This is a genomic window from Aeromonas sp. MdU4 (assembly GCF_041929505.1).
Lineage (GTDB): Bacteria > Pseudomonadota > Gammaproteobacteria > Enterobacterales > Aeromonadaceae > Aeromonas.
In genome coordinates, this window is sequence record NZ_JBHFMW010000022.1 from 1 (window position 1) to 12,166 (window position 12,166).

Genomic DNA, 12,166 nt, shown 5'->3' on the forward strand with positions numbered 1-12,166 from the left:
CACTATCACGATACCTTTGTCGACGGGCGAACCATGATCACCCCGGCCCAGACCCTGCCCACCCCGAACGGCCCACTCACCCTGCCCGCCAAATGGGAGATGCGCGGCGTCACCCTGAGCCAGAGCGTCGCCGCCAGCTATGTCGATGGCACCTTGCTGGTGCGCACCGATCTGCAGCAAGCCAACTTTGCCGCTAGCCTCAACCGGCTGCATCGCGGCATGGGCACCGGCCTCGGCTGGCAGCTGTTTGGCGATATCGCCGCCCTGGCCCTGCTGCTGCTCGCCCTCACCAGCCTGTTTATGTGGACCAAGCTGCACGGCACACCCAGAGCCATCATTGCCCTGACACTCGCAGGCACCCTCGGCACCCTGCTGTTTGCCCTGCTGGGATAGCGCTTCAGTGCGGCAAGGCATGAAAAAAACAGCAATAGAAACAGTCAGCTGGCGGTGATGCCGTCAGCAACCACATCAAGAAAAAGAAATAACGGAAAGCGGGAAAAGAGAAGGGATACCAAGAGGTAACGGGAAGTGCGGCCTGTTCAGCAGTAACGCACCAATGCGCAAGAACGCCAAAAAACAAAAGGCCATCATTGCTGATGGCCTTTTGTCATGAATTTGATGGTGCCCGGGGTCGGACTCGAACCGACACGGTTATTCACCGGCGGATTTTGAATCCAGAAACTGCGGTTTCCTATGGATAGTACAACTCGTAAGTCATTGAATCAAGTTAGGTTGAGTTGTTTCAGGTTGGATCAAGTTGAGGTGGGTTTGCACACTTTGCACATTTTTACCCACCAAAATCACACGCCCGCAACTAACAAAACTCGGTAATCTTCTCACGCTACTCCGTTGATAGCTTCCATTGTCAAATGAACGACAGGATTCTCGCAAAAAAGATAACGATCATCATTCATCTCATCGTCAAAGGTGGTGGCCTGGAAGAGCATGTGCTTAGTGTTCTCTAGGTGCTGCCACATGGCGAGCTTAGCTGCTTGGGGATCTTTCCGCATTAAGGCCTTGAGGATCTGATCGTGATCGTCGCACCAACTGGCGATAGCCTTGTCGTCGATATGCTCGTGCAACTTACGCCAGTAGGGGTTGCGCTCGCGGTGGAGCCAAAGCTGCTCTGTCAGGATCACAAGCACCGAATTCTGGGTCGCTTTGGCGACCTGGATATGAAACTGCTTGTCCCATTCAGAGTCACGGGCCCTGTCCTCGTTGCGAGCCAAGGCCTGGATCTTAAGCAACTCCATTATGTCCTGCTTGGTCACCTGGGTCGCGGCAAACTCAGCGATGTTGCTCTCCAGCAATTGGCGAGCCTGCAGCAGCTCGAACGGGCCTGCAGTCAGCAGGGCATCATCTAGGGTCGGAGCAGGTGTGTCGATCTGGCTCTCTTGGGCAATCACGTGGATGCCCGACCCTTTCTGCACAGCCACCAGCCCTTCGACCTCCAGCATGATAATGGCCTCGCGCACCACGGTGCGACTCACCTCCATCTCTTCGGCGATGAGTCGCTCCGCCGGCAGCCGTTCGCCAACCTTGTAACGCTGACTCGCAATCCGTTGTTTCAGCTCGGCGGCGACTTTCTGATAGAGCCGTTTCGACTCGAATACATCCACATTCATGTCACTCACACCCAGACCCCTTTGCCGCAAACGCCAAGCATAGTGCTCGACGCAATAACCTGTTATACCAATTTAACTCAAAATGAACAGATGAGCCAGAGACTCACCTGCTCAACGCACGTATCAATGCATGCCGAATAGGCCCGGCAAGAAGAGGCTCAGAGACGGTATATAGGTCACAGCCAACAGGCTCAAAAGCAGCACGAAGAAGAAGGGCAGCATGGGCTTGATGAGGGCTTGCAATTTGACGCCCGAGACAGAACAACCAACGAACAAAGCACTGCCGACCGGGGGCGTACAGAGGCCAATGCAGAGGTTGAAGATCATCATGATGCCAAAATGCACCGGATCCATGCCCAGTTCAGTGACGATCGGTAGGAAAATGGGGGTGAAAATCAGCACCGCTGGGGTCATGTCCATGAACACACCAACAATCAACAGTATCACGTTGATGATAAGCAAGATAACCAGCGGGTTATCAGACACATTCATCAAGGCATCGCTGATGGTATAAGGGATGTCGGCATTGGTCATTGCCCAAGACATGCCCACCGAGATGCCAATCAGCAGCAGCACTATGGCTGTGGTGATGACGGAATCGAGCATGATGCTAGGTAAGTCCTTGAGCTTGACCTCGCGGTAGATGATCACCGAAAGCACGAAGGTGTAAACCACGGCGATGGCAGAAGCCTCGGTGGCGGTGAAGATGCCGCCGAGTATGCCGCCCATTACCACCACGACCAGCAGCAGGCTGGGAATAGCATCCCAGAAAGCGCGCATCACCATGGTAAATGAAGGACGTTCGGCAATCGGATAACCACGACGCTTAGCGATGATGGCACCCACCACCATGATGCTGACCCCCATCAGGATGCCAGGTACATAGCCCGCCATGAACAGGGTCGCCACCGAGATACCGCCAGCGGTCAGGGCATAAATGATCAACACGTTGGAGGGCGGAATCAACAGGCCGGAGATACAGGACGTAACGTTGATGGCAGCAGAGTAAGCCGGGTCATAACCCGCCTTCTTCTGCATGGGCGCCATAGTGCCGCCCACCGCTGCGGCGGCCGCCACCGCAGAGCCGGAGATGGAACCAAACATCATGTTAGCCATGACGTTGACATGACCAAGGGAGCCCGGCATGCGGCCCACCAGTACCTGGGAAAAGTTGATGAGGCGCTGGGCGATGCCGCCGCAGTTCATCAGGGTGCCAGCCAGGATGAAGAAGGGGATCGCCAGCAGGGAGAAGCTATCGAGGCCAGTTGCCATCTTCTGGCCGATCACCGCCAGTATGGTCTCCAGCGGCAACATCATCAGACCGGAGGCCAGAGTTGCCAGACCGATGGAGAACGAGATGGGCACGCCCGCGAACACCAGCACGAAGAAGGAGCCGAACATGACTAGGGCTATGGTCCAATCCATCAGATGTTCTCCTCAGAGGGGGCAAGAACGGGGGTAGGAGCCAGGCTGTCGAGCAGGGTCTCCAGTATGTAGAGCACGCAGTAGTAGCTGATGATGAGACCGCTCAGCGGCAACACCATATAGACATAAGCCATCGGCAACTGCATGGCCGGAGAGACCTGGCCTGTGCTGTAGACCTTGGTCACCAGGGTCAGACCGCCCCATACCATAGTGCTGCCGGCAAACAGCAGTACGCAAAAATCAACAAACACCTGATTAATGAGCTTGGGAGCACCTTTCAAATTAGAGACAAACAGGTCGATACTGAGGTGGCGGCGCTTGCCGGTGGCATAGGCCGCCCCCAGCAACCCCACCCAAATCATGCTGAAACGGGCTATTTCATCGGTCATGGTGCTAGGCTGCGACAACACGTAACGGCTGAACACCTGCCACACCACACAGACCACCAGCATAGCCATCACGGCCACGGTGAACCCAGCGAGCAACCTGTCGATCGGTCGCCTGAACATTTCAAGACGCATTGCAATTCTCCCGGGAGGACAGCCAGGGCCGCCCTCCTCTAATAGTTACTGAGCGGCTTCGTTCTCGATCTTGCTGAGCCACTCGCCGCGCACCGGATCCTTGCGGAAATCGTCATACAGGGGAGCCAGTGCCGTGCGGAAGGCCTCCTTGTCGACCTTGATGAAAGTGGCGCCCGCCTCGGTTGCCAGCTTGCGCGAAGCCGCCACCTCCTTGTCCCATAGCTCCTGCTCATAGGTTTCTGAATGCTTGGCCGCCGTATCCAGGATCTGTTTCTGCTCGTCCGAGAGCTTGTCCCACACCTTGCTGGAGATCACTAGGAAATCCGGCACCGAAGTATGCTGATCCTCGGCGTAGAACTTGGCCACCTCCACGTGGCGCGTCTGCACATAAGATGGTTCGTTGTTCTCGGCGCCGTCGATCACACCTTGCTGGAGCGCGGTATAGACCTCACCGAACGGGATGGGAGCTGGCGCGGCGCCTAGCAACTCGATTAGTTTGATAGTGGTCGGGGTCGCGACGACCCGGATCTTCATACCTTTCATGTCGGCCGGAGTATGGATAGGTTTGTTGGCATAGAAGCTGCGGGTCCCGGCCACATAGGCTGCAATAGAAACGAAGCCCTTATCACGTGTATCAGCCATCATGGCATGACCGACCGGGCCATAGATCACTTTATTGAAGTGGGCCTGATCCTTGAACAAATAAGGCAGGCTGAAGATGGAAAAGGCCTGTGAGAAAGGTTCCATTTCGCTTGCACTCGCCTTGGTCATGTCCAGTGCACCGTTTTGCAGCAGCTCCAGGGTCTCGCGCGGACCGCCCATCTGACCACCCGGGTAGATGCGCAGCTTCATCTTGCCATCGGAGGCTGTACTGATTTCCTTAGCCATCTCAGCCAGGGCCTGGTGCACCACGTGATTGGTATCCAAGTTATGGGCCAGCTTCAGGGTAACCCTGTCCATGGCGTGGGAAGAGAAGGAGGCCAAGGCCAGCGGGGCGGCCATAAGGATGGCGGCAGTGAGCGTTTTCATCTTCATTGGAGCGGGACCTCAAGTGTGTGTGTTGTTATCTGTTAGACCTATTTCCTGAGGAAGCCAGTCTTAACGTCCTACATCTTCGAGGTGACAACTGTAATTGGTATAACATCTATGAATATTGAGAGCCATCACAAAAAATGAATACCCTCACAGAGTGGCTGTAATAAACCCAACCAAGGTCACATTTAATGACATTGAAAGCAGATTAAAGGCGCCCAACGAAGCCCCATTATCTTTAAGCTGCTGCTTTGTCCGCCACTGGGCCACGAAAACAACGCAAACAGAAACCCGGTCAACACAATCGGGGAATTTTTGTGACCCAGCCAAGGTTTTTGGCTCAAGGTGACTGGACGAGATGTCTACCAAAGCGAATAATTGGTCCAACAACTAATTTCAGCCACAGAAATACCTCGTACGGAGCAAGCCGAATGACCGCTTTCATGACAGATGACTTTCTGCTGGATACCGAATTCTCTCGCCAGCTTTATCACGGCTTCGCAGCTGGGCAGCCGATCTTCGATTATCACTGCCACCTGCCTCCGGCCCTGATTGCCGAAGACCACAGCTTCGCAAACCTGTATGAGATCTGGCTCAAGGGCGATCATTACAAGTGGCGGGCCATGCGATCCAACGGGATCGACGAGCGCTTCTGTACCGGCGATGCCGATGACTATGCCAAGTTCTTGGCCTGGGCCAGCACCGTGCCCCACACCATAGGCAACCCCCTCTACCACTGGACCCACCTAGAGCTCAAACGGCCCTTTGGCCTAACTGGCAAACTGCTGGGGCCGCAAACGGCGCGGGAAGTGTGGGATTTTTGCAACGACAAGCTGGCCCAGCCCGAGTTCTCAGCCCGCGGCATCATGCGACAAATGAACGTCAAGATGGTGGGCACCACGGATGACCCCGTCGACGATCTGAGCCACCACGCAACCATCGCAGCGGACAGCGGCTTCGGCATCAAGGTGCTGCCGAGCTGGCGACCGGACAAGGCCTTCAACATAGAGGCCGACGGTTTCATCGACTACCTGGCCCAGCTTGGCGAGGTGAGCGATATCGAGATCCGCCACTTTGCTGATCTCACAGGGGCGCTGGGGCTGCGCTTGGACCACTTCGCCGCCCACGGCTGCAAAATAGCCGACCACGCCCTAGATGAAGTGCTGTTCGGGCAGGCCAGCGAGGCTGAACTCGACGCCATGCTGGCCTGCCGCCTACGAGGCGAGTCCCTGGGTCAAGCCGATGTGGCGGCCTTCAAGACAGCTGTGCTTATCTATCTGGCGGGGGAATACAAGCGGCGGGACTGGGTGCAGCAATATCACATCGGTGCCCTGCGCAATAACAACAGTCGCCGCTTCCTGAGCCTGGGGCCGGACACCGGCTTTGATTCCATCAATGATGCCCCCATGGCCCGGGCGCTGTCGCAACTGCTCGATGCCCAGGACAGCCAGGACTCGCTGCCCAAAACCATTCTCTACTGCCTGAACCCACGGGATAACGAGGTGCTGGGCACCATGATCGGCAACTTTCAGGGTGGCAACATCCCCGGCAAGATGCAGTTCGGCTCCGGCTGGTGGTTCAACGATCAGAAAGATGGCATGGAACGCCAGCTTACCCAGCTAGCCCAACTCGGTCTGCTCAGCCGCTTCGTCGGCATGCTGACAGACAGCCGCAGCTTCCTCTCCTATACCCGCCACGAATATTTCCGCCGCATCTTGTGCCGCATGATCGGTCGTTGGGTCGCCGAAGGAGAGGCCCCGGCCGATCTGGCCCTGCTCGGCGCAATGGTCGAGAACATCAGCTTCAACAACGCGCGAGACTACTTCGCCATCGAGTTGAACTGACCCCCATAACAGGCAGTGAGGGATCCCTAGCTGCCAGCTGGCACCCATCCGAGTCAAACCGTGCCGCACTCATACCACCCAACCGGGGAGCCTGCGCCCCCATGAGGAATGACAACAAGATGCAACGCCTGAATCGTGACGCCTTCCCGGGGGCCCAGTATCCGGACCGAGTGATCCAGTTTGGCGAAGGAAACTTCCTGCGCGCTTTCATCGACTGGCAGCTCGACCTGCTCAATGAACACACCAGCCTTGATGCCGGCGTGGTGATAGTGCGTCCCATCGACAGCGATTTTCCACCGAGCCTTAGCACTCAGGATGGCCTCTACACCACTGTCATTCGCGGTTTGGATGAGGCAGGTGAAACGGTCAGCACCCAGCGCCTTATTCGCAGCGTCAATCGTGAGCTCAACTGCTATAGCCAGTTCGACGAGGTACTGGCTCTGGCCCGTAACCCCGATATCCGCTTTCTCTTCTCCAACACCACAGAAGCGGGGATCAGTTACCACGAAGCAGACCAACTCAGCGACGCGCCGCCGATCAGTTTCCCTGCCAAGCTGACTCGCCTCTTGTTCGAGCGTTTCACCCACTTTGATGGCGCCGCCGACAAGGGTTGGGTGTTACTGCCCTGCGAACTGATCGACTACAACGGAGAGGCCCTGCGCGAGCTGGTGCTGCGCTACGCCGCAAAGTGGCAACTGCCCACAGCCTTCCAAGCCTGGTTGCGTGAGCACAACACCTTCTGCTCGACCTTGGTCGATCGCATCGTCACCGGCTTTCCCCGGGATGAACACGCCGAGTTGCAGGCGCACTTTGGTTATCAGGATCAGTTCGTGGTCACAGCCGAGCACTTCTATCTACTGGTGATCCAGGGGCCAGCCTGGCTCGAGCAAGCTCTCTGCCTCGACCAGATGCCCGCCGAGCATGCCCTCAATATCCGCATCGTCTCCGACATCAAACCCTACAAGGAACGCAAGGTCGCCATCCTCAACGGTGCCCACACAGCCCTGGTACCGGTCGCCTTCCTAGCAGGTCTGGATACGGTCGGCGAAGCAATGGCCGATGAGCAGGTCGGCAAATTTGTGCTGAGCATCATGAGCGACGAGATAGTGCCCACCCTGGACTTGCCGAAGGATGAGCTGCTCTCCTTTGCCCATGATGTACAGAGCCGTTTTCGCAACCCCTTCATCAAGCATCAACTGCTCGCCATCGCGCTCAACGGCATGACCAAGTTCCGCACCCGTCTGCTGCCGCAACTGTTGCGCTACCAGCAGCAACAAGGGGACTTGCCACCGCATCTGAGCTTTGCGCTGGCCGCCCTACTTGCGTTCTATCGCGGCGAGCGTGAGGGTCACCCCTATCCACTGCAAGACGATCAACCCTGGCTCGATGCTTACGCACGCCTCTGGCCGGCGGTCGATCGCGGCGAGCTGGCCCAGCGCGAGCTGGTGTGCGAGATCCTAGCTAACACCGAGCACTGGGGTCTGTCCTTATGTGACGTCCCAGGTCTGGTCGAGCGCGTAGATCACTGCCTGACCTCCGTTCGTGAACTGGGGCTGCGTACGGCGCTGGCCACCTGCTGCTAAGGAGGAGCCCGAATGCAAGCCGTAATCCGTATTCATCCCACTGACAATGTGCTGGTCAGCCTGCGCGATCTCACCGCCGGCGAGGTCATCGAGTATCAAGGCAGCACCCTCACACTGGGGCCGCCCCTCGCCCGTGGCCATAAAATCGCCCTGGCCCCCTTGGCCCAGGGAGACCCGATCATCAAGTACGGCCTGCCCATCGGCCACGCCACCACCACCATCGCGCCCGGTGAGCACGTCCATCACCACAACTTGGCCACCAACCTCAACGAGCTGGACGAGTACAGCTATCAGCCGGAGCTGGCAGAGGTCAGCACAACGCTGCCGGACAGGGAGATCCAGATCTACCGCCGCGAGGATGGCCAGATCGGCATTCGCAACGAGTTGTGGATATTGCCGACCGTGGGTTGCGTCAATGCCCTGGCCAAACAAATGAAACAACAGATAGAACGAGACGCCAATCTCGGCGACATTGATGGCGTTCACCTGTTCAGCCACCAGTACGGCTGCTCCCAGCTCGGCCAAGATCACCTCAACACCCGTACCCTGCTGCAAAACCTGGTACACCACCCTAATTCGGGGGGCGTGCTGGTGGTGGGCCTGGGCTGTGAAAACAACCAGATTGCCGCCTTCAAGGAGACTCTCGGCGACTTCGACGAGTCTCGGGTGCGTTTCATGGTGTGCCAGCAGCAAGATGACGAGGTGGAACATGGAGTGGGGCTGCTCAACGAGCTGCTCACCCGAATGAAAGAGGACAAGCGTCAGCCGGGGCGCCTAGGCGAGCTCAAGTTCGGTTTGGAATGTGGTGGATCCGATGGTCTGTCAGGCATCACGGCCAACCCGCTGCTTGGGTGCTTCTCCGACTATGTTATCCAGCACGGCGGTACCTCGGTACTGACTGAGGTGCCCGAAATGTTCGGCGCAGAGCGGATCCTGATGTCCCGCTGCCAAAATGAGCAGACCTTCGACAAGACAGTTCTGATGGTCAATGAGTTCAAGCAGTACTTTATCGACCACCACCAACCCATCTACGAGAATCCCTCCCCCGGCAACAAGGCGGGTGGCATCTCGACCTTGGAGGAAAAATCCCTCGGCTGCACCCAGAAGGCGGGCCAGAGCCAGGTGGTAGATGTTCTGCCCTACGGCGCTCGCCTGCGGCGCCCCGGCCTGAATCTGTTGAGCGCCCCCGGCAACGATGCCGTAGCCACCAGTGCCCTGACCGGAGCTGGCTGCCACATGGTGTTATTCAGCACGGGCCGTGGCACCCCCTATGGCGGCCCGGTCCCCACAGTCAAGCTGGCCACCAACAGCGATCTAGCCAGGCGCAAGCCGCACTGGATCGACTTCAATGCTGGCACTCTGATAGAGGGTACCCCCATGGGCAGCCTGCTCGACCAGTTCGTCGACCTCATCGTCGAGATTGCGAGCGGCAAGCCGACCTGCAATGAACGCAACGACTTCCGGGAGCTGGCCATCTTCAAGAACGGAGTTACCCTGTGACGGCCGAGCTAAACCTACTGGCCCCAGTCTGGCTTCTGCTCCAGCAGCACCCCCTGGCGCAAGGCATCGGCCTTGCTGCCATGCTGGTCGGGGTGAGTGCCTTCCTGCAGCGGGACGACAAGCACTTTCGGCTGCAACTTTGCCTCTACCAGGCCGCCATCGCCTTCCACTTTTTCCTCATGGGTGCGAGCACGGCAGCGCTCAGTGCTGGACTCAGCTGTGGTCGCACCATCGCCTCGGGGCGCACCCGTAGCCCCTGGGTGATGCTGTTCTTCCTGGTACTGGTCTGGGCGCTGGGCATTCCCAGGATCACAGAGACAGTACAGTGGCTACCCATCATAGGAACAACCATTGGCACCTGGGGGCTGTTTCGTGCACACGGCATCGCCCTGCGGCTGTGCATGCTGGTCGGTGGCCTGTGCTGGACCAGCCACAACATCTTGATTGGCTCCATCGGCGGCAGCCTGATCGAAACCACTTTCCTGTTCGTCAACTGTCACACCATGTACCGCATGTGGCGACATCCCTTGACGATCACCCCCTAACTTTGAATGGAGTCGTGACCATGACCCGACAGATAGCCGTGATCGGCGAATGCATGGTGGAGCTGCGGCGCGCCGAGCAGGGCCTTCTAGCACAGGGCTTTGGCGGAGACACCCTCAACACCGCCCTCTATCTCGCTCGTTTGGGCCGGGCAGCAGGAAGTCAGCCCCTTGACGACCAAGCGCTGCAGGTGCGTTATGTCACCGCGCTGGGGCAAGATGGGCTCAGCAGCCAGATGCTCGCAGCTTGGCAAGCAGAGGGCGTCGACACCGACTGGGTGCAGCGCCTAGATGACAAGGCCCCCGGCCTCTATCTCATCGACACTGCTGCAAATGGCGAGCGCTCCTTTACCTATTGGCGCAGTGATGCTGCCGCCCGCTATTGGCTGGAACGCGAACCAGCTGATGCCATCCTCGCCGCGCTCGGCCAATGTGAACTCATCTACCTGAGCGGCATCAGCCTAGCGATCCTACCCACAGCATCACGCCAGCGCCTGATGACAGCCCTAGCCCGTGCCCGTGCTCTGGGTGCCAGGCTAGTATTTGACAACAACTACCGCCCCCGGCTCTGGACCGATCAGGACACGGCAAGAGCGGCCTACGCTGCCATGCTGGCCCAGACCGACATAGCCCTACTGACCCAGGATGACGAAATTTCGCTCTGGGAAGATGACTCCCTGGAGCAGACCATCGCACGTACCCAGACCCTGGGCGTGGCAGAGATCGTCATCAAGCGTGGTGCAGAGCCTTGCCTCATCGTCACGACGCAGCAGCGCAGCGAAGTCGCCGCCACCCCGCTTGACCCAGCTCTGATCGTAGATACGACAGCAGCTGGCGACTCATTCAGCGCAGGCTATCTGGCTGCACGCCTGCAAGGTGGCAGCACCACCGAGGCGGCCCAAGCCGGCCATCGCCTCGCCGCCGCCGTCATTCAATACCCGGGGGCCATCATCCCCCCATCTCACATGCCACAGCGCCCCATGCCACTGAGTAAGGAAATCGACCATGTCTGATCTCATCGCCCGCCTCGAAGCCCTCAAGGTGATCCCCGTTATAGCCCTACAAGACGCCAAGCTAGCTGCCCCCCTCGCCCGCGTGCTAGTCGAGAACGGCCTGCCCGCCGCCGAAGTGACGTTCCGCACCCCGGCCGCAGCCGAGGCCATCCGCCAGATGCGGGTCGCCTATCCAGATCTGCTAATTGGTGCTGGCACAGTGCTCAACCGCGAGCAAGTGGATGCCGCCATCGATGCAGGGGCGGATTTCATCGTCAGCCCGGGATTCAATCCCAGCACAGTGCAGTACTGCTTGGACAAAGGTGTTGCCATCATCCCGGGGGTCAACAACCCCAGCCTGGTCGAACAGGCCATGGAGATGGGGCTGCGCCAGCTCAAGTTCTTCCCAGCCGAACAATCCGGCGGCATCGCCATGCTTAAAGCCCTCGGCGCCGTATACCCTGTGCGCTTCATGCCTACCGGCGGTGTAACCCCTGCCAACCTGCAAGATTACCTGGCGCTGGATTCGGTGATCGCCTGCGGCGGCACCTGGATGGTACCAACTAATCTAATTAACGAAGGCAGATGGAACGATTTGGCTCAACTTGTAAAGAATACGGTTGCAGCTATCTGATGGGATGTCATATCTAATAAGGCATTAAGCAAAATGCTGCGTCCGGTTCCATTATCTTTTTGACCTCAATAATATACCGGCCGAGCAAGGTAATGCTGCGCTAGTAATTCCTACGACGCCATACTAGCTCTTGAAGAGCTGATGGTCACAAGCGCTCACATAAAGATGGGGCCAATCTTCTCAGAAGCCAGGCCCCATCGATGACCGTTTTATTAAAAACGACTACATGAGGAAAAGCTCATAGCCCTGCGCCTCAACCTCTTGATAAAACCATGACTGGAGAGCATGAATTTCATCATTCGTCCGCTCCGCAGGAATACGCGCTAGATAGGCCATCCAGAGATCTTCAACCGAGGGTTTTGAGCTCCATTCCTTCGCCTGAACAACTAAAGAACCGATATCATGGATTCGGTTTGGCAACTCCAAATTAGTCTGTGTCATTACATACGCTCTCAAAGCCTGTGGTGA

12 protein-coding genes are annotated in these 12,166 nt (G+C 57.8%); 7 read left to right on the top strand and 5 right to left on the bottom strand.

Annotated features, from left to right (window positions below; translation table 11 throughout):
* The coding region (locus ACE1BR_RS11965; protein WP_374870525.1) for a PepSY-associated TM helix domain-containing protein at positions 1 to 393 on the top strand (393 nt) is incomplete at its 5' end.
* 443 nt (positions 394 to 836) lie between these two features.
* Here ACE1BR_RS11965 and exuR read toward each other — a convergent pair.
* The 4 genes from exuR to ACE1BR_RS11985 form a co-directional block, all read right to left on the bottom strand.
* Complete coding sequence (gene exuR, locus ACE1BR_RS11970; protein WP_374870657.1) at positions 837 to 1,625, bottom strand: transcriptional regulator ExuR; 789 nt, start codon at positions 1,623 to 1,625, stop codon at positions 837 to 839.
* A 123-nt stretch (positions 1,626 to 1,748) separates the two neighbouring features.
* Positions 1,749 to 3,050: a TRAP transporter large permease gene (locus ACE1BR_RS11975; protein ID WP_234662672.1), complete on the bottom strand. Its 1,302-nt coding sequence runs from the start codon at positions 3,048 to 3,050 to the stop codon at positions 1,749 to 1,751.
* Positions 3,050 to 3,571, bottom strand: a complete 522-nt coding sequence (locus tag ACE1BR_RS11980) for a TRAP transporter small permease (protein WP_101325412.1) — start codon at positions 3,569 to 3,571, stop codon at positions 3,050 to 3,052. The genes ACE1BR_RS11975 and ACE1BR_RS11980 overlap by 1 nt, the downstream gene beginning before the upstream one ends.
* A gap of 45 nt (positions 3,572 to 3,616) precedes the next feature.
* On the bottom strand, positions 3,617 to 4,606 hold the full coding sequence (locus ACE1BR_RS11985) for a TRAP transporter substrate-binding protein (protein ID WP_374870528.1): 990 nt from the start codon (positions 4,604 to 4,606) through the stop codon (positions 3,617 to 3,619).
* Between the two features lie 428 nt (positions 4,607 to 5,034).
* Here ACE1BR_RS11985 and uxaC point away from each other — a divergent pair, with 428 nt between their 5' ends.
* The 6 genes from uxaC (at position 5,035) to ACE1BR_RS12015 (ending at position 11,698) form a co-directional block, all read left to right on the top strand.
* Positions 5,035 to 6,447, top strand: coding sequence for a glucuronate isomerase (uxaC, locus tag ACE1BR_RS11990; RefSeq protein WP_374870530.1), 1,413 nt, complete (start codon positions 5,035 to 5,037; stop codon positions 6,445 to 6,447).
* 119 nt (positions 6,448 to 6,566) lie between these two features.
* Positions 6,567 to 8,030, top strand: coding sequence for a tagaturonate reductase (locus ACE1BR_RS11995; RefSeq protein WP_374870532.1), 1,464 nt, complete (start codon positions 6,567 to 6,569; stop codon positions 8,028 to 8,030).
* A gap of 12 nt (positions 8,031 to 8,042) precedes the next feature.
* The gene (locus tag ACE1BR_RS12000; protein WP_374870534.1) at positions 8,043 to 9,530 is read left to right on the top strand and encodes a UxaA family hydrolase; all 1,488 of its coding nucleotides are present in this window, start codon (positions 8,043 to 8,045) and stop codon (positions 9,528 to 9,530) included.
* Positions 9,527 to 10,075 (top strand): YgjV family protein, encoded by a 549-nt coding sequence (locus ACE1BR_RS12005; RefSeq protein WP_101325417.1) that lies wholly within the window; start codon positions 9,527 to 9,529, stop codon positions 10,073 to 10,075. The genes ACE1BR_RS12000 and ACE1BR_RS12005 overlap by 4 nt, the downstream gene beginning before the upstream one ends.
* A gap of 20 nt (positions 10,076 to 10,095) precedes the next feature.
* Positions 10,096 to 11,085, top strand: a complete 990-nt coding sequence (locus ACE1BR_RS12010) for a sugar kinase (RefSeq protein ID WP_374870536.1) — start codon at positions 10,096 to 10,098, stop codon at positions 11,083 to 11,085.
* On the top strand, positions 11,078 to 11,698 hold the full coding sequence (locus tag ACE1BR_RS12015) for a bifunctional 4-hydroxy-2-oxoglutarate aldolase/2-dehydro-3-deoxy-phosphogluconate aldolase (RefSeq protein WP_374870538.1): 621 nt from the start codon (positions 11,078 to 11,080) through the stop codon (positions 11,696 to 11,698). The genes ACE1BR_RS12010 and ACE1BR_RS12015 overlap by 8 nt, the downstream gene beginning before the upstream one ends.
* Positions 11,699 to 11,920: 222 nt before the next feature.
* On the opposite strand, the gene ACE1BR_RS12020 is transcribed toward ACE1BR_RS12015, so the two are convergent.
* Positions 11,921 to 12,139 carry a hypothetical protein gene (locus ACE1BR_RS12020; RefSeq protein WP_374870540.1) on the bottom strand — a complete coding sequence of 73 codons (219 nt, stop codon included), beginning with the start codon at positions 12,137 to 12,139 and terminating at the stop codon, positions 11,921 to 11,923.
* Between the last annotated feature and the right edge of the window lie 27 nt (positions 12,140 to 12,166).

Bases quoted from the DNA above. Each gene is read 5' to 3' on its own strand.
- exuR (WP_374870657.1), bottom strand. From the start codon at position 1,625: ATGAATGTGGATGTATTCGAGTCGAAACGGCTCTATCAGAAAGTCGCC.
- ACE1BR_RS11975 (WP_234662672.1), bottom strand. From the start codon at position 3,050: ATGGATTGGACCATAGCCCTAGTCATGTTCGGCTCCTTCTTCGTGCTG.
- ACE1BR_RS11980 (WP_101325412.1), bottom strand. From the start codon at position 3,571: ATGCGTCTTGAAATGTTCAGGCGACCGATCGACAGGTTGCTCGCTGGG.
- ACE1BR_RS11985 (WP_374870528.1), bottom strand. From the start codon at position 4,606: ATGAAGATGAAAACGCTCACTGCCGCCATCCTTATGGCCGCCCCGCTG.
- uxaC (WP_374870530.1), top strand. From the start codon at position 5,035: ATGACCGCTTTCATGACAGATGACTTTCTGCTGGATACCGAATTCTCT.
- ACE1BR_RS11995 (WP_374870532.1), top strand. From the start codon at position 6,567: ATGCAACGCCTGAATCGTGACGCCTTCCCGGGGGCCCAGTATCCGGAC.
- ACE1BR_RS12000 (WP_374870534.1), top strand. From the start codon at position 8,043: ATGCAAGCCGTAATCCGTATTCATCCCACTGACAATGTGCTGGTCAGC.
- ACE1BR_RS12010 (WP_374870536.1), top strand. From the start codon at position 10,096: ATGACCCGACAGATAGCCGTGATCGGCGAATGCATGGTGGAGCTGCGG.
- ACE1BR_RS12015 (WP_374870538.1), top strand. From the start codon at position 11,078: ATGTCTGATCTCATCGCCCGCCTCGAAGCCCTCAAGGTGATCCCCGTT.
- ACE1BR_RS12020 (WP_374870540.1), bottom strand. From the start codon at position 12,139: ATGACACAGACTAATTTGGAGTTGCCAAACCGAATCCATGATATCGGT.